Here is a 22370-nt window from a genome sequence, read left to right as displayed (position 1 = left end):
GTTAAATAGTCAGTTATTGATTTGAGTTTGTCACTGTTTCGTGTTTCATGTTCAGAATGTATTCGGCCACCGCCAATTTGGCTTCGTCAGACAGGTAATCTTGCGGAGGCATTTCAGGATAGTCTTCGCGTAGGTTTTTCGGATTATTGATATAGTCTACGATACCCTGTGGATTACCATTGTGAATGGCCTGAAGAATTTCGGTAGGAGGCCCGATCAGGCGTGTGCCGAAAGCATGGCATCCCGCACAGACCCCATAGTAAGTAAGTTCGCCCAGTTCTTCTTTAGAGACCGATCTTGCCGGAACCGGTGAAGGGGTCATCATAGTGCGTATTCCCTTGGTGTCGTTTATCGGTGCGGTTCCATAACCATCGAGACCAAAGGTGCGGTATCTGTTTTTATCCCTTATGGAACTTCCGGTACCCCCGCCATAGGCAAAAATGTCCGGCCCTTTCGTATCCATTTGGCTTAGCATGATGGCTTTGATTTCACCAGTTGGGTCATTGCCATTTTCATACATTATATTATCGAGGATGACAACTCGATCCGGATTACCCTCCGAATTTGGGTCATTCGCTTTTGGGGCGCCCGTCGCCAAGTCGACTATGGTAATGCCCGTATTGTTGTTTCCGGTAATGATATTGTTCTCGACGACCACATCGTCAGCGGCCATAATGAGAATGCCCGTTCCGGCAGGAATTCCCGCCACGGTAGACCCCGGGGCACCGAAATTCGCCGTGTTGTTGTTGACCACGAAATTGTTACGCATAATGACGTCGAAAGTGGTCTTTATGGGAAGCCCTGGCGTTACGAAGGCCAAAAGGCCGCCCGTATTGTCGTGGGCATAATTGTTCTCCACCAAACAGTGACGTGAATTCTCGATTTCAATACCCGCCACATTATCGAATACCTCATTGTGGAGAACATCTACGTTATCGCACATGCCCACATAAATGGCAGCATCTTCAATCTTGCTGCAAACGTTATGTTCGATGAGACCATTTTTGCCGTACTGCGGGAAGATACCGTATACCCCGGTATCGATTATCCAGTTATTACGAATAACAAAGTTGTTTCCGGCCTGTCCCATGATACCGTTACCCTTGTAATTGACGATCTTGAAATTCTCGATCAAAATGCCGTTACCGGAATACAGAAATGCATCGTTGATTTCCTTCTTTCCGTCCAACGTAGGCCATTCGCCTTCGATGACCACACCTTGGAGCCCGATATTGTCTTTATCGATATAGACATTTTCGGAGTAGGTGCCAGGGTATACGCGGATCAGATCCCCGGGATTGGCCTTTTTGACCGCCTCTTGAATGGAGGCGCCACTTTTGACCTCGATAATTTCACCATCATAGGTAATCGTGTTGGCATAGAGTGTGTCGTTTGAGTTACCTGTGGTGCGCAACCCGATGCCAGAAGGCATGGGAACGGTGCTGACTTTGGGTGACGAGAACATTGATTTTCCCAAAAAGATCCCGGCTACCAGTAACACGATGGCGGCAATGATTTTGAACAGCGTTGATTTCATAATAGTATATTCAAAAGGATTATATAGATGGTTTTAGTCCCGAAGGCAACCTTTCGGGTATTCTTGGCATAAACGTCTCGTCGGTCAAGGTGTTCAAAAAATCAACAAGACGGTCCAATTCGTAATCACTCAACTGGGGATCCCAAATGTGCCAATGTAAAATAATGTCCTCATCTTCGGGTACGGCATGACCACGCCCTTTTGTATAGAATTCGACGGTTTCTCTAAGCGTACTGAAATTACCCGAGTGCATATAAGGGGCTGTTTTTGCAATATTCCTTAGACTGGGCACCTTAAAGGCACCCCTAAGCGTCTTGTCGTTAAAAGGTATTTCGGCCCCCGGGTCCAGGGGTAGGCCATCAGGTTCGGGAGTACCGATCACTGCAAACTGTTGGTTCGTAAAAAGAGGTGGTGTATGGCATTCGGCACAGCGGGCAATAAAGGAACGGAAAACGTTCATGCCCTCAATTTCTTTCTCGTTCAAAGCCTCATGATAACCATGGGCATATCGGTCGTACTTACTGTTCAACGATAGCAATGACGATTGAAAGGCGGCGATCGCCCTATAGACCTCATTGAGTTCGATCCGGTCTTCCGCCCGTCTTTTCGGAAATGCCTCGGCGAAAAACGCCCTATATTCCTGTATCTCGTTAAGTGTTTTCAAAAGGCTTTCTGGAGTATTGTTCATTTCCTCTTCCGAGAACAATGGGCCTTTCAATTGTTCTTCCAAAGTGGATGCGCGACCGTCCCAGAAAAGTTTTTTTAAGAAAGCCACGTTCCACAACGATGGGGCGGCCCGTTTAAGTTGCTGTCCGTTATGTCCAATACTTGTGGGAAGGCCATCCGAAAAGCCTTTTTTCGGATCGTGGCAGGTGGCACATGAAATGGTTCCGCTACCCGATAGCACCGGGTCGAAGAATAAATATCGGCCCAAATCGATTTCTTGGGGGGAAAAACCATCACGTATTTCTGGAAGTCCGGTTTGAAGTCCCCCGACACCTTTGTTGTTCGGCGAGTCGTACTGCATGTATAAACTTTGTGCAATACACTCATTATCGGCATTTCGCTTAAAACCTGGTGGACAATTAGGGTTCAATCTGGGTACATTCTCATAACCGGCCGTACGACTTTCGGGAAGAAAAAACAACAGTAGAAAGGCCAGAAGGATTCCGGAAATGCTTGATTTCAAGATGATATTTTTCTCGCTCATTGCCCCAATGGCCTTATTACTGGATAACTAACCTAACAACACAAGAATTTCTTGCTGGGCACGAAATAAATATAATTGGGAATCGAGTGGGAAGTTTTGGCTTGATTTGTTATGAAACAACCCTATGTTGTGACGAACGGGGAGATTTTCTTTTCAGTATTTTCTCAAAAGAATCCTTGTAACTTGTTGAAACGGGAATCGTTGTGTCAGGAAGGTGTTGTACGATAAGCTCGTAACTTTTTTTCGTCTTTTTCAAGGATGCGATGTGGTTTATGTTGACCAAATATGATCGATGGGCCTTTATTATACCGGTGTCTATAGTTTTTTCCTCGAACTCCTTCAAACTGGAGCGGACCAATTCTTTTTTTACCGATTCACCCTGTAGATAAAAAAGCTCAAGGTAATTTCCAGCAGATTTGACAAGTAAGAGCTGATTGTACTTAATGGCTAATTTTATTTTTTCGTTTTCTCCGGTAATGGTAAGAAGTTTTTCCGCTGTATTTGATGAATTTTTCAAAATTTTATTTTCGATTTCCTTTTGGGCGGACAATCTTTCCCTTAATACGAGATAAACCAAAACCATAAAATAGGGTATGGCCGCAATTAAGGTAACAATCCATAGCGTATTTAGGTAGTCAAAGATTTTTTCACTTAGCGTTACATGTGGGGCGGCAAAAATTACATGAAGGGCGGTCGCCATTAGAAAAAGTTCAAATAGACACCAGAAAATAAGGCTTCGATAGTTAAAGGTCTTTATTCCGAACAGCGGTCTTAGAACGAACTGGGTAACAAAAATGACCAAGATCCCCAGCAATACATATTTCCAGTACGCATCATTTTTCCATTGATCAATGTTGAAGGGAGAGTAGACTATTAAAAAAAATGACGAGTATAGCCCGATGGCACCGATAAGTATCAATTTGTTTCTGGTAGAATCCAGATAAGGGAAATCTTGCTGTAGAAATTGCTTAAAATTCATTTACGAAATCAAATATTATCAATTTAAGAAATATTTGCAACTGTTGTAGTTGGCCAATGATTTTTTAATGAATGAGCACGGATCATTTGTCGGGGCAGGGGCATTGCGCTTTAAATTATTCCTTTGAAAAGGTTGCCTCCTACCCACCAAAAAGTAATTTCCTGGCTTTAGGTACTATTTGAATCTGCATGCATGACCGTAATTGGAATTGCTATTGAATATGATAAAATATTGATGCTATATATTTGATTTACAATAATTTGGAGAAATATCTTCAAAATTGGATTTAAATCGATTCTAATTGTCAATAGAGCGCGGCATATGAAACACTTATCTTTGATGATCAGAGTAGATACAATGTATTTGCAACGCAACAGAACACTTTTGAATGGAATTGAACAAATACAGTAAGAACGTTACCCAAGACCCGACCCAACCTGCCGCCCAGGCCATGCTATACGCCATTGGTCTTGGAGAAGAAGATTTGAAAAAGCCCTTAGTAGGTATTGGAAGCACTGGCTATGAAGGCAATCCGTGCAACATGCACCTCAATGACCTTGCCCAAGAAGTAAAAAAGGGTATCAATGATGGTGGAGCGGTCGGATTGGTCTTTAATACCATTGGTGTCAGCGATGGTATCTCCATGGGCACTTATGGTATGCGTTATTCCTTGCCTTCCCGTGATATTATTGCCGATTCTATGGAAACGGTCGTGCAGGCCATGAACTATGATGGGCTCGTCACGGTCGTGGGATGTGATAAGAACATGCCCGGGGCACTAATGGCAATGATCCGGTTGAACAGGCCTTCGGTATTGGTCTATGGTGGAACGATAGCTTCTGGTTGTTTTAAGGATAAAAAACTGGATATCGTTTCGGCCTTTGAGGCCTGGGGCGAGAAAGTGGCCGGCACCATGAATGAAGCTGATTATAAAAGCGTAATTCAAAACGCTTGTCCGGGTGCTGGTGCATGCGGTGGTATGTACACGGCGAATACCATGGCTTCGGCAATTGAGGCACTTGGTATGGCAATGCCCTACAATTCATCAAATCCGGCAATAGGTAAAGAAAAACAACAAGATGCCTATAAATCGGGCAAAGCATTGTGGCATTTGTTGGAGAACGATATCAAACCTAGCGATATAATTACCAGAAAGTCGTTCGAGAACGCTGTTCGTCTTTTGACCCTTTTGGGGGGGTCTACAAATGCCGTGCTACACTTTTTGGCCATTGCAAAAGCGGCCGAGGTTGATTTTACCATTGACGATTTTCAGAAAATAAGTGATACGACTCCTTTTTTGGCCGACTTAAAACCGAGCGGGAAATTCTTGATGGAAGACCTGCATCGTGCCGGCGGTACGCCCGCTGTGATGAAATTTATGTTGGAAAATGGAATGCTTCACGGCGATTGCATGACCGTTACGGGCAAAACGATTGCCGAAAACCTCGCTGACCTTCCCGGTCTGCAACAGGGTCAACAGGTCATACATGGTTTGGACAATCCGATTAAGGAAACAGGGCATCTCCGTATTCTTTATGGTAATCTTGCTGAACACGGGGCCGTTGCAAAAATAACCGGAAAAGAAGGATTGCACTTCACGGGCCCGGCGAAGGTTTTCGATGACGAGTTCAAGGCGAATGCCGGTATCGGTGCCGGTGAAGTCAAAAAAGGCGATGTGGTCGTCATCCGTTATGAAGGACCAAAAGGAGGCCCGGGAATGCCTGAAATGCTAAAACCGACAGCCGCCATTATGGGTGCCGGACTTGGAAAGGATGTTGCTTTGATAACTGATGGTAGATTTTCAGGGGGTACGCATGGTTTTGTTGTTGGGCATGTCTGCCCTGAAGCACAGGAAGGCGGCACGATTGGTCTGTTGCAAGATGGCGACATTATTACCATCGATGCCGAAAAGAATAGCATTTCAGTCGATTTGACCGATGAAGAGATCGATAAGAGGCGGGCTAGTTGGAAACAGCCGCCCTTAAAGGTCAAAAGGGGTAGTCTATACAAATATGCAAAAACGGTTTCTTCGGCCTCAAAAGGTTGTGTAACCGATGAAATATAGTAACATTAAATAAGTTCCCGATACTCCCCCTTTTTTGAAGGGGGTCGGGGGGAGGCCTATGGAAACAATAAAAGAAAAAAAGGTCGAGACAAAGTCTCCAAAAAGCATTCGTATCAGTGGTGCCGAAGCAATAATCCATTGTTTATTGGAGGAAGGTGTCGATTTGCTATATGGTTATCCAGGTGGTGCCATTATGCCCGTATACGATGAACTCTACAAGTTTCAAGATAAGCTGACTCATATATTGACGCGTCACGAACAGGGTGCGACACATGCCGCCCAAGGATATGCACGCGTTTCCGGAAAAGTCGGTGTGGCGATGGCCACTTCAGGTCCCGGTGCCACAAATTTGGTCACTGGCCTGGCAGATGCCCAAATTGATTCGACTCCCATTGTCTGCATAACAGGACAGGTAGCTAGGCATTTGCTTGGGTCGGATGCTTTTCAAGAAACCGACATTGTCGGTATCTCGACCCCGGTAACCAAATGGAACTATCAGATTACCAAAGCTTCGGAGATTCCTGAGGTGATGGCAAAGGCTTTTTATATTGCCAAATCGGGTAGGCCAGGTCCGGTATTGATCGATATTACGAAAAATGCGCAGATCGACGAACTTGATTTTACATACGAAAAGTGTACCGGCATACGTAGCTATAAACCTGTGCCAAGTCCTGATATTGCAGCAATAGAAGCCGCTGCCGAATTGATCAACAGGGCCAAAAAACCTTATATCGTTTTTGGGCAAGGGGTTATCTTGGGCGAGGCCGAGGAACAACTAAAGGCATTGGTCGAAAAGGCCGGCATTCCCGCGGCATGGACAATAATGGGAGAATCGGCACTTTCATCGAGCCATCCACTGAATGTCGGAATGGTGGGTATGCATGGTAATTACGGGCCTAACATCTTGACGAACGAATGCGATCTATTATTGGCCATCGGTATGCGATTTGACGACCGGGTCACTGGCAATCTTGATACCTATGCGAAGCAGGCTAAAATCGTTCATTTCGAAATAGACCCGGCCGAGGTCAATAAAAATGTAAAAGTCGACCTTGCCGTATTGGGCAATTCTAAGGAAACCTTAGAGATCTTGCTTCCTATGGTCAAAGAAAACAGGCATGAAACATGGCATGGCGAGTTTAAGAAAAAGCATGAGATCGAATACGATACGATCATTAAAAATGACATTCATCCGACCAAGAAAGGACTTACGATGGGAGAGGTCATTGAAGAGATCAATTTGGCCTCTAAGAACAAAGCCGTTATTGTTACTGATGTTGGTCAACATCAAATGATTGCCTGTCGCTACGCAAAATTTGAAGAATCGAAGAGCAATATCACCTCTGGTGGCTTGGGTACTATGGGTTTTGCATTACCGGCCGCAATCGGTGCCAAGATGGGCGCGATGGACAGGGAAGTTGTAGCAATAATCGGTGATGGCGGTTATCAAATGACCATTCAAGAATTGGGCGTTATCTTTCAACATCAGGTTCCTGTAAAGATCGTCGTTTTGAACAATGATCATTTGGGTATGGTACGACAATGGCAAGAATTGTTCTTCGACAGCCGTTACGCATCGACGGTAATGACCAATCCCGATTTTGTAAAAATCGCCGAAGGATATCATATCGAGGCGAAACGGGTGACCAAAAGAGAAGATTTGAAAAGTACGATACAAGAAATGATCGCTTCAGATAAACCCTATTTTCTTGAGGTCAAGGTCGAGAAAGAAGATAACGTTTTTCCGATGATTCCTTCCGGGGCTTCAGTATCCGATATTCGATTGAAATAATAATGAAAAACTGAAAAAGTCTTTCGGTTTGTGAAGAATTATTCGAGACTATGATCGATTCCAATATACATGATGTTCCTAAAATCCATGGAGTAATCCAGAAGAAGTCGGAAGAAATCGGATTTCCGATGCCCTCGGATTTATATATTGGAACACTATTGAAAACCTTGGTTTCCTCGAAGCCAGAAGGAAGGTTTTTGGAATTGGGCACGGGTATAGGGCTAAGTCTTTCTTGGATGATCGATGGAATGGGCGAAAAATCCAAATTGAGTACCATTGATAATGACCCGGAATTGACGGAGATAGCGAAACAATATTTCGGACAAGACCCAAGGGTGGAAATCATCTGTCAAGATGGTTCCGAGTGGATCAAGCATTATCGGGAAGAAAAGTTCGATTTGATTTTTGCCGATGCTTGGCCCGGAAAATATAGTGAAATTGAAGAGCTGTTGGATTTGATAAAGATTGGCGGGTTTTATGTCATTGACGACATGGCCGCACAACCCAATTGGCCCGAAGGGCATGAAAAAAATGTGGAAGGTTTGATGGCTTATTTAGAAAGTAGAAATGATTTTACCTTGACCAAAATGAATTGGTCAACGGGAGTAGTAATAGCAGTGCGAAAATATTAGTTTAACAGGGTTATGAGTGAGAAAAAACAATGGTTTACAATTTCGGTCTATTCCGAAAACAACGTCGGCCTGCTTAACAGAATATCAGGAATATTCTTAAAGCGACACATTAATATAGAGAGCTTAAATGTTTCAAAATCAGAAATAGAAAATGTTTCTAAATTTACAATAGTTGTCCATACGACCGAAGACTGGGTACATAACATAGTGGGTCAGGTCGAGAAACAGATCGAGGTCATCAAGGCTTTCTACCATACCGATGACGAAACCATCTATCAAGAGTCGGCGTTGTTTAAAATAGCATCGCACTTACTGTTCGATGAACGTCAGATTCAAAATATAATCAAGGAAAGCAATTCGCAGATCGTTACGGTTTCGAGAGATTTTTTCGTGTTGGCCAAGACTGGCAGAAAACATGAAATCGATGAAATGCATGATCAATTGGAACCCTATGGAATCATGCAGTTCGTACGGTCGGGTAGAATTGCCGTTTCTAAAGAAGCCATGCAGATCACGGCCTTATTGAACGGAATTCATAAATAACATCAAATAAATAAACAATCGATTTCCCCTTTGGGGAATAATAACAAAGAGAGCATTAATTATGGCAAATTATTTTAATACACTATCGCTACGAGATCAATTGACCCAATTGGGAAAATGTAGGTTCATGGAAGCAAACGAATTCTCCGATGGTGTAGAAGCATTGAAGGGAAAGAAAATCGTAATCGTAGGGTGTGGTGCCCAAGGTTTGAACCAGGGCTTGAACATGCGTGATTCCGGCTTGGACATTTCGTACACATTACGCGAGGCGGCAATAAATGAAAAGCGCCAATCATACCTAAATGCGACCGAAAACGGTTTTACCGTCGGAACTTATGAAGAATTGGTTCCCGGTGCCGATCTGGTCATTAATTTGACACCCGATAAACAACATACAAATGTCGTCGGTACGATAATGCCCTTAATGAAGCAAGGTGCCACGTTGTCGTATTCCCACGGGTTCAACATCGTAGAGGAAGGCATGCAGATCCGTGAAGATCTGACCGTCATAATGGTGGCGCCAAAATGTCCGGGTTCAGAGGTGCGCGAGGAATATAAGAGAGGGTTTGGCGTTCCTACCTTAATTGCGGTGCATCCTGACAATGACCCCCAAGGGAAAGGCCTTGAACAGGCCAAGGCATATGCTGCCGCCACGGGTGGACACCGGGCGGGAGTTTTGGAATCTTCTTTCGTTGCTGAAGTAAAGTCCGATTTAATGGGCGAACAGACTATTTTATGCGGATTATTGCAGACGGGGAGCATTCTGTGCTTTGATAAGATGGTCGAGAAGGGTATCGATCCCGGATATGCTTCCAAACTGATCCAATATGGATGGGAAACCATTACCGAGGGTATGAAATATGGCGGTATAACCAATATGATGGATCGTCTTTCGAATCCTGCGAAGATCAAAGCTTTTGAACTATCGGAAGAGTTGAAAGAAATTATGAGGCCATTGTTCCATAAACACATGGACGATATCATGACCGGACATTTCTCGAAGACCATGATGGAAGACTGGGCCAATGATGACAAAAATTTGTTGACATGGAGGGCCGCCACGGGCGAAACCGCCTTTGAAAAAACGCCTGCCGGAGATGATGAGATTTCAGAACAGGAATATTATGATAACGGTGTGTTAATGGTCGCCTTTGTGAGGGCGGGTGTAGAGCTGGCCTATGAAAGTATGGTCGAGTCAGGTATTATCGGCGAATCGGCCTATTATGAATCGCTGCACGAAACCCCATTGATAGCGAACACCATTGCACGCAAGAAATTGTTCGAAATGAACCGTGTTATTTCCGATACCGCGGAATACGGATGTTATCTTTTCGACCATGCCTGCAAACCCCTGTTGGCCGATTTTATGAAAAAGATAGATGCCGATGTGATCGGTAAGCATTACGGCGAAGGAAAAAATACGGGGGTGGACAACGCCAAGTTGATAGCCGTCAACAAAGTGTTGCGTGAACACCCGGTAGAGCGGGTCGGTGCCCGACTACGTGAGTCGATGACCGCTATGAAACCTATCGTTTAACGTACATATCCCCGAGCCATCGGGGATTTTTAATTGCAAGAATACACAAATGGATAAGATGCCGACAATACCTGAACGGTTCCAGATAAAGGAACAGATCCACCAAAGGCAATATTTGGTAAACGGAGAGCTAAAAAATTGGGAAGGAAGTACTTCCGAGGTTTATTCCACCATTTCATCGACCGATGCCTATAAGCCCACATTGCTCGGTAGCATTCCCGATATGGGAGAAACCGAGGCCCTACATGCTTTAGATGCGGCAAATGAGGCCTATGGCAATGGGCAAGGGGTTTGGCCTACGATGCATTCTCGCGACCGCATTGCCTGTATGGAGCAGTTTGTGGAAAGAATGGCCGAGAAACGTGAAATAGTAGTGAAATTGCTCATGTGGGAAATCGGCAAGAACCTATCGGATTCAGAAAAAGAATTCGATCGAACGATCGATTATATCAAGGATACCATAGAAGCCTACAAAAAAATAGACCGTAAGGCCATTCAATTACAAAAGGAAAGCGGTGTCTATGCTCAAATACGTCGTGGCCCATTGGGCGTTGTATTATGCCTTGGACCCTATAACTATCCATTGAACGAGACCTTTACCTTATTGATCCCCGCGATCATCATGGGCAATACGACCATATTCAAACCGGCAAAATTCGGGGTGCTGCTGATCGCCCCGTTGCTCGAAGCATTTCAAAGTAGTTTTCCAAAAGGCGTGGTGAATATTCTATTTGGTAGGGGCAGGGCCATTGCAGGCCCCATAATGAAAACGGGAAAGGTGAACGTTTTGGCCCTTATTGGCAACAGCAAATCGGCCAATGCCTTGCAGACCCAACACCCTAAAGCCAATCGTTTACGTCTGGTACTGGGGCTTGAAGCAAAAAATCCTGCGATTATTCTACCCGATGCCGATATGGAACTTACCATCAACGAATGCTTGAGCGGAACCCTGTCGTACAATGGCCAACGTTGTACGGCTTTAAAAGTTTTGTATGCCCATAAAGAGATCAGTAAAGAGTTTCGTGAGAAATTTGCCGAAAAGGTCGATGCATTGCAATTCGGGAATCCTTGGGATGAGGGCGCACAACTCACCCCGCTTCCCGAACCGGATAAACCGGATTATATTCAGGAACTAATTGACGATGCTTTGTCCAAAGGAGCCAAGATACTCAACAAGAAAGGTGGAAAACGTTATGATAATTTTATCTGGCCAGCGGTGCTGTACCCGGTGACCAAGAATATGCGAGTCTATGAAGAAGAACAATTCGGACCGGTAATACCGATTCTTGATTTTGAGGATATCGAGGAACCGTTGAACGATATGGCGGAGAGCAATTATGGTCAACAGGTAAGCTTGTTCGGAAAAGATGTCTATGCCCTAGCACCCCTGATCGATACTTTGGCCAATATTGTATGTCGGGTGAACCTTAACAGTTCATGTCAGCGAGGACCGGATGTCTATCCGTTTACGGGAAGAAAAGATTCTGCCGTGGCGACCTTGAGCGTGTATGATGCACTGCGCTCTTTTTCTATTCGCACGTTTTTGGCCTTTAAGGATAACGAACTGAACCGTGAAACCGTCGAACAATTGTTGGAAACCAAACTCTCCAATTTTGTGAGTACGGATTATATTTTATAGAAATTATCGATAGGCTGGCCTAGACCAAGCGGGAACTTATTGTTGTAATGCCATTATTTTTTTGGCAAACCTTTTTCCCATTTCCCTTTGGCCATTGGCATCAAAATGGATGCTATCGCCCTTGTGCTGCAAGTCTTGGGTCTTGATATAGGCAGAAAACGGATCTGTTTTCGTGTAATCATGAATGGCTTTGTTGATTTGCTGCCATCTTGCATTATGCTTGTTGAAACTTCCCAGTTCCCCTAGTACGATGGGCAAAGAGTCGTTGCCAATGATAGTTCTGAATTTTTGGAAAAGAACGGAAAGCCGTTCCGGGTATTTTTCCAAATCCTCATCCTTTAAGGTATCACTTTCACCTTGATGCCATATGATTCCTTTTATGGTACCATATTTTTTACCGAACCGTACCATGTTTTTGAAGTTGCTCAGCAAGGGTACATCATGATGCTCAAGGTCGTTTATCCATTGCTGTATTGAACTCCCGCCGATTGCAGTCGGGAGTACCAATATATATTCATTCGGATTCCCATCAAGCAAAGAACGGCCAAAAGAGAGACCACAATCCAGTCCTGTTCTGGGCGGCTCGTACCAATGCAATGGCTCTTTGGCCAAGATCAGTTGTTCCTTGGCATTGGTCGTTAATAATCGTTCATGCGGTATCGTATCTTTCGGTGCAACCAGACCGCGACCGGCCATATTCGATTGTCCCGCCATGATATAGACCGAGATTTCTTCTTGATCCGGCGGTGAGGAGACCAACACTTGGGTCTTCGGAAAGTTCTGCGTTCTTTTTTCGGAATTACAAGATAGAACGAGAACAATGATCAGTGATAATATCAAGTTTTTTTTCACAACACGATGTTCTAGTAACCATGCAATTTATAAAAACCTGCATATAATAATCGTGCTAACGCCAATCTTATGAATAGTAGAAAAATAAGAGGCTGTCTAAAAAGTTATATTTGGCCTTGTTGTCAGGTTGGGCCTGTCGAAACCGATTTTTGATTTTCAACAAGTTAGAGTATTTCGACAAGCTCAATATGACATTCGGCAAAACTTTTTAGACAGCCTCTTACACATTTTCCGAAGCTATTGCTATCAAATGTTCTCCGCCAACCAATCACCGACCTCGCTGGTCTTATATGATTTTCCTCCGTCTGCAAGGTCTTCGGTGACGAACCCTTCTGCCAACGATTTGTTCACGACATTGCGAATCGCCTCTACCTCATCGGTAAGATCCATGTCTTCGAACAGCATGGCCGCCGAAAGTACGGTCGCCAACGGATTGGCAATATCCTTGCCTGCCGCTTGCGGGTACGATCCGTGAATAGGTTCATATAGCGATACTTTACTGCCCACGGATGAAGAAGGCATCAAGCCCATAGAACCCGAAATCACCGAAGCTTCGTCGGTCAAGATATCACCGAACAGATTGGCCGTAATGATTACGTCATAATCTTTGGGCCATTGTATTAATCGCATGGCCACAGCATCGATGAATTCGTAGGAGACCACTACTTCAGGATAGTCCTTTTCCATGCCTTGCACGGTTTCTCGCCATAATCGCGATGATTCCAAAACATTGGCCTTATCGACACAGCACAATTTTTTCGAACGTTTCATCGCCATTTCAAAACCTTTTTTTGCCAAGCGCTCGATTTCAAAGCGTTGGTAGGTCATGGTGTCGAAGGCGGTATCGCCATTGTCTTTTCTGCCTCGTTCGCCAAAATAGATACCTCCGGTCAATTCACGTAAAATAATCAAATCGGTTCCTTCGATGCGTTCACGCTTCAAGGGTGATTTGTCGATCAAGGAAGGAAAAGTAAAAGTTGGACGCACATTGGCGAACAAGCCTAATTTTTGGCGCATTTTCAATAACCCTTGTTCTGGTCTGACTTTGGCCGAAGGATCATTGTCAAATCTAGGATGTCCGATTGCGCCGAACAACACCGCATCGGCATTGGCACAGACGTAATGCGTCTCATCGGGATAAGGCTCACCAACGGCATCGATGGCGGCCGCACCGGTCAAGGCGGGTTTCCATGTAATTTCGTGGTCATATTTTGTTGCTATGGCATCACATACTTTAACGGCTTGGTCGATTACTTCAGGGCCGATTCCATCACCGGCCAAAAGGGCAATATTTAGTTTCATTTAATTAGTATTGAGATATAAGATTTCAGTATTGAGAATTTTTTTTTGATTTGTTTGGATTTTGGGCTTTAAAATGAACGGCAACTTAGTTTAATTATCCTGAAAAAGGAAATTCGATTTAGGACGGAAATTTTCTCACTACTCACGTCTAAATGCTGAAATTCTATATGATATTCAACATCTTCTCCGTCGCCTTGATGGCACTTACTGTCTGATCTGAATCCAAACCACGGGTCGTAAATTCTTTTTCGAATAATTGCCAGGTAATTACGGTTTCGCATAAAGCATCGGAATTACTTCCCGGAGGAATTCGAACGGCATAATCGGTCAATTTTGGAAAATCCTTTTTCTGCGATTTGTAAATATTTCGTAATGCATTGATAAAGGCATCATATTGTCCGTCGCCCTGGGCACTCTCCTCAAAAGTCTTTCCATCGATTTCCAGCAAAAGGGTAGTGGATGGTTTGAGTCCTTTTGAATGCGTCAGCACATACGATTTTACAAATACCTTTTGTTGGTAATCGGTATCCAACACATCCGAAATAATATAGGGCAGATCATCTTTGGTCACCCGCTCTTTCTTGTCGCCCAGTTCTATGATGCGGGCCGTAACCTTTTTGAGTTCGTCGTCATTAAGGGTCAGACCGAGTTCTTGTAAGTTCTTTTGAATATTGGCCTTGCCCGACATTTTGCCCAGCGCATATTTTCGCTTTCGGCCAAAACGCTCGGGCATCAGATCACTGAAGTAAAGATTGTTTTTGTTGTCTCCATCGGCGTGAATGCCAGCAGTTTGTGTAAAAACACTATCGCCCACAATGGGCTTGTTCGACGGAATGCTTATTCCGGTAAAAGCGGAGACCAACTTACTTACTTTATAAAGCGCTTTTTCGTTTACCGAAATCTTGGCCCCCGGCAAGAAATCATTGATAACGGCAATGGCACTGGCCATCGGTGCATTGCCCGCGCGTTCGCCCATTCCGTTAACGGTCAGGTGCAGACCGTGGCAGCCCGCCTTGACGGCTTCCATGATATTGGCCACGCCCAAATCATAATCATTGTGCCCGTGAAAATCAAAATGCTGATCGGGGTATCGTTCGATAATCTGTGAAACAAACTCAAATACCTCGGTATGCGTAAGAATGCCCAAGGTATCGGGCAATAAAATACGCTTGACCGGTTGGGTAGCCAAGAAATCTAGGAATTGAAAAACATATTCCGGGGAATTGCGCATTCCGTTGCTCCAATCCTCCAGATAAATATTATTGATTATTCCCTGTTTTTCGGCTTTGGAGAATACTTTTCCGATCTCCGAAAAATGCTGTTCGGGCGTTTTCTTAAGTTGATGGGTCAAATGGTTCAGAGAGCCCTTGGTCAAAAGGTTCTGCACTTTGGCACCTGCTTTTTCCATCCATTTAAGTGATACCCCGCCGTCGGTAAATGTCAACACCTCGATATTTTCAAGATGACCGTTTTCTGATGCCCAATGGGTAATCTGTTTTACGGCTTCCAATTCTCCTTCAGATACTCTTGCGGACGCCACTTCGATGCGATCGACCTTCAGTTCATCGAGCAATAGTTTGGCCAAGGTCAATTTTTCCGAGGCGGAAAATGACACTCCCGACGTTTGTTCCCCGTCGCGAAGGGTCGTGTCCATTATCTCGATAGTTCGCTTTTTCATTTTTTGCCGTTCCCGTTGTTATGTGTTTCGGTAGTTTTTGAAGAAATAAGCGTTTTTAGAGCGGTCTGCTCTTGGCGAATTCACGAATGTCTTCTTTGATATTCAACAGATAATCGATATCATCAAAGCCATTGAGCAGATTTTCTTTCTTGTAATCATTGATATCGAAAAGTTCTTGCTCGCCCGTTGATAAAATGGTAATCGATTGATCCGGTAGGTTGACTTCGAACAGCGTATTCGGATCGGCTTCGATGGACTGAAATATCCTGTCCAAAAACTCCGGACTTACCTGAACCGGCAATACACCGATATTGAGGCAGTTGTTACGAAAGATATCGGCAAAAAAGCTTGAGACCACACATCGAAATCCGTAATCATAAATGGCCCAAGCCGCATGTTCTCGGGAGGAGCCGGAACCAAAGTTTTTGCCTCCCACCAGAATTTTCCCGCTGTATATGGGATTGTTCAGGATAAAATCCTGCTTTGGGGAATCATCGGAATTATACCGCCAATCCCTAAATAGGTTATCACCAAAACCTTTTCGTTCAGTGGCCTTTAAAAATCGGGCCGGAATGATTTGATCGGTATCCACATTTTCTATTGGAAGCGGTACCGCGGACGTTTTTAGTATGTTGAATTTATCGTATGCCATAATAATTTGTTGTTCGTTGATGGCTGTTCGCTATTGGCCGTTAGCTGCTAGCCCAAATAATTATTTTGTTTTGCTAAAGGCCGACCGCCAATAGCCGAATTCGTTATGCGAATTCTTTTTCCATTAATTCTCGTGGATCGGTCACTTTTCCGGTGACTGCCGCCGCCGCCGCAACCAACGGACTTGCCAATAAGGTTCTCGAGCCGGGCCCCTGTCTACCTTCAAAGTTTCTATTCGATGTGCTTACGGCATATTTACCTGCGGGAACCTTGTCATCGTTCATGGCCAAGCAGGCCGAGCAACCGGGTTCGCGCAGTTCAAAACCGGCTTCGGTAAGAATATCCAAGATACCTTCATCCTTTATGGCCGCTTCTACTTTATGGCTTCCGGGAACCAACCACGCCGTCACATTCTCCGCTTTTCTCCTTCCTTTAACTATGGATGCAAATGCCCTGAAGTCCTCGATTCTTCCGTTGGTACAACTTCCAAGGAAAACGAAATCGATAGGCTTCCCGATCATGGTGTCACCTTCATCAAAGGCCATGTATTGCAATGATTTTTTATAGGAAGCTACTCCTCCTTGAATGGTATCGGAATTAGGAATATCATTGGAGATACCCATGCCCATACCAGGGTTGGTGCCGTAGGTTATCATAGGTTCGATTTGAGAACCGTCAAACGTCAGTTCCTTATCGAACTCGGCCCCTTCATCGGTATAAAGTGTTTGCCAGTAATCCATTGCCTTGTTCCAAGCCTCTCCCTTGGGTGTGAACTCACGGTCTTTGATATAGTGAAAAGTAGTTTCATCGGGTGCGATCATACCGCCACGGGCACCCATTTCGATGCTTAGATTGCAAACGGTCATACGACCTTCCATCGTCATGTTACTGAAGACGTCTCCGGCATATTCTACGAAATAGCCCGTAGCGCCCGAGGTGGTCAATTGTGAGATAATGAACAATGCAACATCTTTAGGGGTTACGCCATACTGTAATTCGCCTGTAATGTTGATGCGCATACTTTTGGGCTTTGGCTGCATAATGCATTGCGAGGCCAAGACCATTTCGACCTCAGAGGTGCCGATGCCGAAGGCGATGGCACCAAACGCCCCGTGCGTAGAGGTATGCGAATCTCCGCATACGATAGTGGCACCGGGCAGGGTAATGCCGTATTCGGGACCTACAACATGCACTATCCCGTTTTTTTCATGGCCCAATCCCCAATACGAAATACCATATTCAGTGGCATTTTCCTCAAGCATTTTCAATTGATTCGCCGAAAGCGGATCGGTAACTGGCAAGTGTTGGTTAATGGTCGGGGTATTGTGGTCGGCCGTTGCGAAGGTCTTTTCGGGGTGCATGACCCGAATATTCCTATTTTTTAAACCTAAAAAAGCAACAGGACTGGTTACCTCATGAACCATGTGACGGTCGATGAACAAAACATCAGGGCCGTTTTCAATATGCTTCACAACGTGTGAATCCCATACCTTATCAAAAAGTGTTTTTCTCGTACTCATTTTCTAAAAATTCTAAGCCAACAAAGCTAATGAAAACAGTAGTTTTTGGAAATTTTTCCATTAACAAATTACGATGTTCAACGCTTGGCCACATTTGTTCATATAGTTTTTTAACAGCACACCTCTTTACTTTAACAGAACACTAACTATTTTGACTTCTTTGTATAAATACCTTGTCAAAGAACAATTAAATCAACGTTAAATCAACAAAAAACGAACTTATGAAACAATTTTACATGAAATGCGGCATTTTGACAATGTTAGGAATGCTTTTGCTGAGCGCGAACGTTACAGCTCAGCTCGATTTACCAAGAGGTAGTCAAATGGCAAAGGTATCGCAGCGCATCGGTATTACCGATATCTCGATAGTATATTCCAGGCCAAGTGTCAATGAAAGGCAAGTTTGGGGTAGTTTAGTCCCCTATGGGATGAATAATTTAGGTTTTGGAACGGCCAAGGAGTCGCCATGGCGGGCCGGAGCTAACGAAAATACGACAATCAAGTTTACGGATGATGTAAAAATTGAGGGGGAGGACCTACCTGCAGGTAAATATGGCTTACATATGGTCATTTATGAGAATGGAAAGGCAGATATCATCTTTTCAAAGAATAGCTCGGCATGGGGAAGTTATTTCTATGAACCTTCCGAGGATGTACTGAAAGTTGAAGTTGAGACCGGTGAAGTTTCCCATACCGAGCAACTCACCTTTACTTTTGATCAGGTTTCCTCAAATTCTACCGTCGCCGTCTTGAAATGGGAGAAAAAACAGATTCCCTTTAAAATCGAAGTTGATGTGGCCAATGTAGTTTTGGCCGATATCAGAAAAAAATTGCAAGACTCTCCGGGATTTAATCGGCAGACCTGGGAGCAAGCTGCGGGATATGCCTTGAACAATGGGGGTGATCTTAACGAAGCCTTGGGTTGGATCGACAATGCCATAGCGGGTCAGTTTTACAGTCAAAAAAGTTTTGCCAATTTGAGTACCAAGGCGCAGATTCTTTCAAAAATGGGTCGATCGGGCGAAGCTGACAAAATAATGGAAGAGGCAATGGCCATGGGCAATGTTTTCGAAATACATGGATATGGAAGACAACTCATTGCGCAAGGCCAAAAGGATAAGGCTCTCGAGGTGTTTAAGAAAAACGCGAAAATGAATAAAGGACAATGGCCCGTAGACTTTGGACTAGCCAGGGGGTATGCGGCAAACGGCGAATACAAAACTGCTCTAAAGCATTTGAAAATTGCTGCCGGGCGCGCACCTGACCAACCCAATAAAGATGCAATTGCCGGTTATCTGATAAAGCTTCAAAACAATGAGGATATCAATTAAAGTGGATTGAATCCTGTAAAAAAAAAGCCCATCGATCGATGGGCTTTTTTTAATCTAGCTTATATAGTTCCAGATGTTCTTATGTTTGAGCAATTGGGTATAGGCGTGGCGAATTGCCCTGTTTTCAGGCTTTTCCAGCATCGGGTCGTCTTTCAGGATTTGAATGGCATAATATCGGGCACTTTTTAAGATAGCATTATCTTTTACGATATCTGCGATCTTTAGGTTGAGAATACCACTTTGCTGAGTGCCCATTAAATCGCCGGGGCCGCGTAGCTTGAGATCTACCTCGGCGATTTCGAAACCATCATTGGTCTTGACCATGGTCTCCAAGCGAGTTTTGGCCTCAGAGGATAATTTATGACCCGTCATCAAAATACAGAAACTCTGGTCGGCACCTCGACCGACACGCCCCCGTAATTGATGCAACTGAGATAGGCCAAAACGTTCGGCGCTTTCGATTATCATGACCGAGGCATTGGGTACGTTCACTCCGACTTCGATGACCGTAGTGGCGACCATTATTTGGGTCTCTCCCTTTACAAAGCGTTCCATTTCATAGTCCTTATCGGCTGGCTTCATTTTACCGTGTACGATTGAAATTTGATAATCGGGAAGTGGAAAATCGCGAACGATACTCTCATAGCCATCCATTAAATCTTTGTAGTCTAAAGCCTCGGACTCTTGTATCAACGGATAGACGATATAGATTTGCCTTCCTTTTTTGATTTCATCCCGAATAAATCTGAAAACCTTTAAGCGATTTGAATCAAAGCGATGAACCGTTTTGATCGGTTTTCTGCCCGGCGGAAGCTCATCGATTACCGAAATGTCCAGATCACCATAAAGACTCATGGCCAAAGTACGTGGAATTGGCGTTGCGGTCATGACCAGGACATGGGGCGGAATAGCCCCTCGAATCTCCCCGGTTGTTGTGCTTCCCTTATGCCAAAGTTTGCTCCGTTGTGCCACTCCGAATCGATGTTGCTCATCGACGATCGCTAATCCCAAATTGTTAAATTGAACCTTATCTTCGAGTAGGGCGTGGGTGCCGATCAAGATCTGTAATTCGCCGTTTTCAAGTTGTTCATGAATCGGTTTTCTGGCCGATTTTTTTATCGAACCGGTCAACAGGGCACATGTTATATCGGTGCCTTTCAACAATTCTTTTATGCCATTGTAATGTTGGTTCGCCAGTATTTCGGTGGGTGCCATAAGACATGCCTGAAATCCGTTATCGATGGCGAGAAGCATGGTCATTACGGCAACGATGGTCTTTCCGGATCCCACATCGCCTTGCAACAATCGGTTCATTTGAGCGTTGCTTCCCAAGTCTGCCCGAATTTCTTTGATGACATTTTTTTGGGCATTGGTCAATTCAAAGGGCAGATGGTTTTGATAAAAATCATTGAAGAGATCCCCGACTTGGTCAAAGTTAAGGCCCTTGATTTTTTGCTTGCGTGACATTTTCTTCGAAATCAACTGCAATTGAATGTAGAACAGTTCTTCGAACTTTAATCGAAATTGTGCTTTTGCCAACAAGTCTTGGTTCTTCGGAAAATGAATATTAAAGAGGGCCTTGTTTTTGGGCAGTAAATTCAGTTCATGCAAAAGTTTAGGAGAAAGGGTTTCCAAAAACATTCCCTTTGTTTCCAAAAAAAGATGTTGCAACAATTTACTGATGACCCGATTCGTAATGCCTTTGTTGCCCAATTTTTCTGTTGAGGGATAAATGGGTTGCATTGCGATTTTGAGTCCTGCTTGATGGTCCTTCAACAACTCCATTTCGGGGTGGGGCATCGAAAACTTACCGTTGAACCAATTGCATTTTCCAAAGACCACATAGGGTTCGTTGATTTTGAGGTTTTCACGGATCCATTTTTGTGAGCGAAACCATACCAATTCCATTTCGCCCGTTTCATCTACAAAAGAGGCGACCAAACGTTTCCCCTTTTTTTGTTCGACGGTCTTTATGTGGATGATTTTTCCAACAACCTGTACGTCGGCATTGCTTCGCTGCAATTGTCCGATTTTATAATACTGGGTCTTATCGATATATCGGTTCGGGAAGAGATTCAACAAATCCTGAAAAGTCTGAATGCCCAGTTCCGATTGCAGTGTTTCGGCACGATTTGGGCCAACACCTTTTAAATAGACGATCGGGGTCTGTAAATTGACACTCATAGGGCTAAATTAGGAATAAGCCCCTTAACCCCCAAGCATGCAAATTCACCTTTGTCATTCCGACGTAGGAGGAATCCCATAGCCTATTTCCAAATTAATCAGTATCGATTTGACTTCACTCGATGCGATTTATCGGTCGCTTCGCTTTCTCAAAATACCACCGATAGTCATTTCGACCGAAGGGAGAAATCCCATAATCCATTTCTAAAACAATCATTATCAATTTAATCCACTTGATGCGATTTCTCGGTCGTGCCTTCTTCGAAATGACTAGATGACCTGATTATTCAAGGTTTCCCATTTGGGATTAAAGGTTGAGATCAACCTGTTTTTCTTCTCCCGCCGCCACTTTTTTAGTTCTTTTTCGCGAGCGATGGCGTCTTTGGGAGCATCAAAACATTCATAGTAGACCAGATAAATACAATTATACTTACCTGCAAACGATTTTCTTGCATTTTGACTGTCAAAATAATGCTGGGCGATTCTTCTTTGAATATTGTTGGTCATTCCGATATAAAGGGTAGTCCGATATTCGTTGGTCATTATGTAAACAAAGTAATTGGAAAGCATCTGTCAATATAGATCATTTCAAGGGTAAGGGGAAATCCCATAACCCATATTCGGCTAGACTTTTTGATTACCGTCTAGACTTGATGTGATTTCTCGGTCGCTTCGCTTTCTCGAAATGACACCGACAGTCATTTCGACCGAAGGGAGAAATCCCATAATCCATTTCTAAAATAATCAGTATCGATTTGACTTCACTTGATGTGATTTCTCGGTCGCTTCGCTTTCTCGAAATGACGCCGACAGTCATTTCGACCACAGGGAGAAATCCCATACTTTTTTTCAGAGAAACTACATGTTTTAATGTCATAAGGATGCGATTTCTCAGTTGTTCATCCATCGAAATGACTA

At 44.1% G+C, this 22370-nt stretch carries 17 protein-coding genes; 7 read left to right on the top strand and 10 right to left on the bottom strand.

All coding sequences use genetic code 11. The features are described from left to right. Positions 1 to 13: 13 nt before the first annotated feature. The 3 genes from ACEZ3G_RS11025 to ACEZ3G_RS11015 all read right to left on the bottom strand — a co-directional run bounded on the left by ACEZ3G_RS11025 (position 14) and on the right by ACEZ3G_RS11015 (position 3726). Positions 14 to 1537, bottom strand: a complete 1524-nt coding sequence (locus tag ACEZ3G_RS11025) for a parallel beta-helix domain-containing protein (protein ID WP_432425545.1) — start codon at positions 1535 to 1537, stop codon at positions 14 to 16. Positions 1538 to 1556: 19 nt separating this feature from the next. Next, positions 1557 to 2747, bottom strand: coding sequence for a cytochrome-c peroxidase (locus tag ACEZ3G_RS11020; RefSeq protein ID WP_432425544.1), 1191 nt, complete (start codon positions 2745 to 2747; stop codon positions 1557 to 1559). A gap of 109 nt (positions 2748 to 2856) precedes the next feature. Further along, positions 2857 to 3726 (bottom strand): LytR/AlgR family response regulator transcription factor, encoded by an 870-nt coding sequence (locus tag ACEZ3G_RS11015; RefSeq protein WP_432425543.1) that lies wholly within the window; start codon positions 3724 to 3726, stop codon positions 2857 to 2859. 388 nt (positions 3727 to 4114) lie between these two features. On the opposite strand from ACEZ3G_RS11015, the gene ilvD reads away from it, so the two are divergent. The 6 genes from ilvD to ACEZ3G_RS10985 all read left to right on the top strand — a co-directional run bounded on the left by ilvD (position 4115) and on the right by ACEZ3G_RS10985 (position 11934). Continuing rightward, positions 4115 to 5791 carry a dihydroxy-acid dehydratase gene (gene ilvD / locus ACEZ3G_RS11010; RefSeq protein WP_432425542.1) on the top strand — a complete coding sequence of 559 codons (1677 nt, stop codon included), beginning with the start codon at positions 4115 to 4117 and terminating at the stop codon, positions 5789 to 5791. 58 nt (positions 5792 to 5849) lie between these two features. Beyond that, positions 5850 to 7583, top strand: coding sequence for a biosynthetic-type acetolactate synthase large subunit (gene ilvB / locus ACEZ3G_RS11005; protein ID WP_432425541.1), 1734 nt, complete (start codon positions 5850 to 5852; stop codon positions 7581 to 7583). 50 nt (positions 7584 to 7633) lie between these two features. Next, positions 7634 to 8215 carry an O-methyltransferase gene (locus ACEZ3G_RS11000; protein WP_432425540.1) on the top strand — a complete coding sequence of 194 codons (582 nt, stop codon included), beginning with the start codon at positions 7634 to 7636 and terminating at the stop codon, positions 8213 to 8215. A gap of 12 nt (positions 8216 to 8227) precedes the next feature. After that, a complete protein-coding gene (gene ilvN, locus ACEZ3G_RS10995; protein WP_432425539.1) occupies positions 8228 to 8758 on the top strand; it encodes an acetolactate synthase small subunit in 531 nt (176 codons plus the stop codon). A 61-nt stretch (positions 8759 to 8819) separates the two neighbouring features. Next, positions 8820 to 10295, top strand: a complete 1476-nt coding sequence (gene ilvC / locus ACEZ3G_RS10990; protein ID WP_432425538.1) for a ketol-acid reductoisomerase — start codon at positions 8820 to 8822, stop codon at positions 10293 to 10295. A gap of 49 nt (positions 10296 to 10344) precedes the next feature. Continuing rightward, a complete protein-coding gene (locus tag ACEZ3G_RS10985) occupies positions 10345 to 11934 on the top strand; it encodes an NADP-dependent glyceraldehyde-3-phosphate dehydrogenase (protein ID WP_432425537.1) in 1590 nt (529 codons plus the stop codon). 36 nt (positions 11935 to 11970) lie between these two features. On the opposite strand, the gene ACEZ3G_RS10980 is transcribed toward ACEZ3G_RS10985, so the two are convergent. From ACEZ3G_RS10980 to leuC, 5 genes are all read right to left on the bottom strand, one after another. Beyond that, positions 11971 to 12786, bottom strand: coding sequence for a sialate O-acetylesterase (locus ACEZ3G_RS10980; RefSeq protein WP_432425536.1), 816 nt, complete (start codon positions 12784 to 12786; stop codon positions 11971 to 11973). A 246-nt stretch (positions 12787 to 13032) separates the two neighbouring features. Then, positions 13033 to 14088 carry a 3-isopropylmalate dehydrogenase gene (leuB, locus tag ACEZ3G_RS10975; protein WP_432425535.1) on the bottom strand — a complete coding sequence of 352 codons (1056 nt, stop codon included), beginning with the start codon at positions 14086 to 14088 and terminating at the stop codon, positions 13033 to 13035. Between the two features lie 163 nt (positions 14089 to 14251). Next, positions 14252 to 15766 (bottom strand): alpha-isopropylmalate synthase regulatory domain-containing protein, encoded by a 1515-nt coding sequence (locus tag ACEZ3G_RS10970; protein ID WP_432425534.1) that lies wholly within the window; start codon positions 15764 to 15766, stop codon positions 14252 to 14254. Between the two features lie 55 nt (positions 15767 to 15821). Then, the gene (leuD, locus tag ACEZ3G_RS10965) at positions 15822 to 16418 is read right to left on the bottom strand and encodes a 3-isopropylmalate dehydratase small subunit (RefSeq protein ID WP_432425533.1); all 597 of its coding nucleotides are present in this window, start codon (positions 16416 to 16418) and stop codon (positions 15822 to 15824) included. A gap of 103 nt (positions 16419 to 16521) precedes the next feature. Next, the gene (leuC, locus tag ACEZ3G_RS10960) at positions 16522 to 17937 is read right to left on the bottom strand and encodes a 3-isopropylmalate dehydratase large subunit (protein ID WP_432425532.1); all 1416 of its coding nucleotides are present in this window, start codon (positions 17935 to 17937) and stop codon (positions 16522 to 16524) included. Between the two features lie 221 nt (positions 17938 to 18158). On the opposite strand from leuC, the gene ACEZ3G_RS10955 reads away from it, so the two are divergent. After that, positions 18159 to 19268: a DUF2911 domain-containing protein gene (locus ACEZ3G_RS10955; RefSeq protein ID WP_432425531.1), complete on the top strand. Its 1110-nt coding sequence runs from the start codon at positions 18159 to 18161 to the stop codon at positions 19266 to 19268. A gap of 54 nt (positions 19269 to 19322) precedes the next feature. On the opposite strand, the gene recG is transcribed toward ACEZ3G_RS10955, so the two are convergent. Both recG and ACEZ3G_RS10945 read right to left on the bottom strand, forming a co-directional pair. Next, positions 19323 to 21452, bottom strand: a complete 2130-nt coding sequence (gene recG, locus ACEZ3G_RS10950; protein ID WP_432425530.1) for an ATP-dependent DNA helicase RecG — start codon at positions 21450 to 21452, stop codon at positions 19323 to 19325. Between the two features lie 270 nt (positions 21453 to 21722). Then, the gene (locus ACEZ3G_RS10945; protein ID WP_432425529.1) at positions 21723 to 22022 is read right to left on the bottom strand and encodes a GIY-YIG nuclease family protein; all 300 of its coding nucleotides are present in this window, start codon (positions 22020 to 22022) and stop codon (positions 21723 to 21725) included. Positions 22023 to 22370: the final 348 nt, after the last annotated feature.

The sequence above is a fragment of the Meishania litoralis genome, from assembly GCF_042611095.1.
GTDB lineage: Bacteria > Bacteroidota > Bacteroidia > Flavobacteriales > Flavobacteriaceae > Meishania > Meishania litoralis.
Note: the sequence above shows the minus strand (reverse complement) of the source record. Positions and strands in the feature narration are given on the sequence as shown.

What these genes read in the sequence shown, in the direction of transcription:
- ACEZ3G_RS11025 (WP_432425545.1), bottom strand. Translation starts at nt 1,537, where the DNA reads ATGAAATCAACGCTGTTCAAAATCATTGCCGCCATCGTGTTACTGGTA.
- ACEZ3G_RS11020 (WP_432425544.1), bottom strand. Translation starts at nt 2,747, where the DNA reads ATGAGCGAGAAAAATATCATCTTGAAATCAAGCATTTCCGGAATCCTT.
- ACEZ3G_RS11015 (WP_432425543.1), bottom strand. Translation starts at nt 3,726, where the DNA reads ATGAATTTTAAGCAATTTCTACAGCAAGATTTCCCTTATCTGGATTCT.
- ilvD (WP_432425542.1), top strand. Translation starts at nt 4,115, where the DNA reads ATGGAATTGAACAAATACAGTAAGAACGTTACCCAAGACCCGACCCAA.
- ilvB (WP_432425541.1), top strand. Translation starts at nt 5,850, where the DNA reads ATGGAAACAATAAAAGAAAAAAAGGTCGAGACAAAGTCTCCAAAAAGC.
- ACEZ3G_RS11000 (WP_432425540.1), top strand. Translation starts at nt 7,634, where the DNA reads ATGATCGATTCCAATATACATGATGTTCCTAAAATCCATGGAGTAATC.
- ilvN (WP_432425539.1), top strand. Translation starts at nt 8,228, where the DNA reads ATGAGTGAGAAAAAACAATGGTTTACAATTTCGGTCTATTCCGAAAAC.
- ilvC (WP_432425538.1), top strand. Translation starts at nt 8,820, where the DNA reads ATGGCAAATTATTTTAATACACTATCGCTACGAGATCAATTGACCCAA.
- ACEZ3G_RS10985 (WP_432425537.1), top strand. Translation starts at nt 10,345, where the DNA reads ATGGATAAGATGCCGACAATACCTGAACGGTTCCAGATAAAGGAACAG.
- leuB (WP_432425535.1), bottom strand. Translation starts at nt 14,088, where the DNA reads ATGAAACTAAATATTGCCCTTTTGGCCGGTGATGGAATCGGCCCTGAA.
- ACEZ3G_RS10970 (WP_432425534.1), bottom strand. Translation starts at nt 15,766, where the DNA reads ATGAAAAAGCGAACTATCGAGATAATGGACACGACCCTTCGCGACGGG.
- leuD (WP_432425533.1), bottom strand. Translation starts at nt 16,418, where the DNA reads ATGGCATACGATAAATTCAACATACTAAAAACGTCCGCGGTACCGCTT.
- leuC (WP_432425532.1), bottom strand. Translation starts at nt 17,937, where the DNA reads ATGAGTACGAGAAAAACACTTTTTGATAAGGTATGGGATTCACACGTT.
- ACEZ3G_RS10955 (WP_432425531.1), top strand. Translation starts at nt 18,159, where the DNA reads ATGAAACAATTTTACATGAAATGCGGCATTTTGACAATGTTAGGAATG.
- recG (WP_432425530.1), bottom strand. Translation starts at nt 21,452, where the DNA reads ATGAGTGTCAATTTACAGACCCCGATCGTCTATTTAAAAGGTGTTGGC.
- ACEZ3G_RS10945 (WP_432425529.1), bottom strand. Translation starts at nt 22,022, where the DNA reads ATGCTTTCCAATTACTTTGTTTACATAATGACCAACGAATATCGGACT.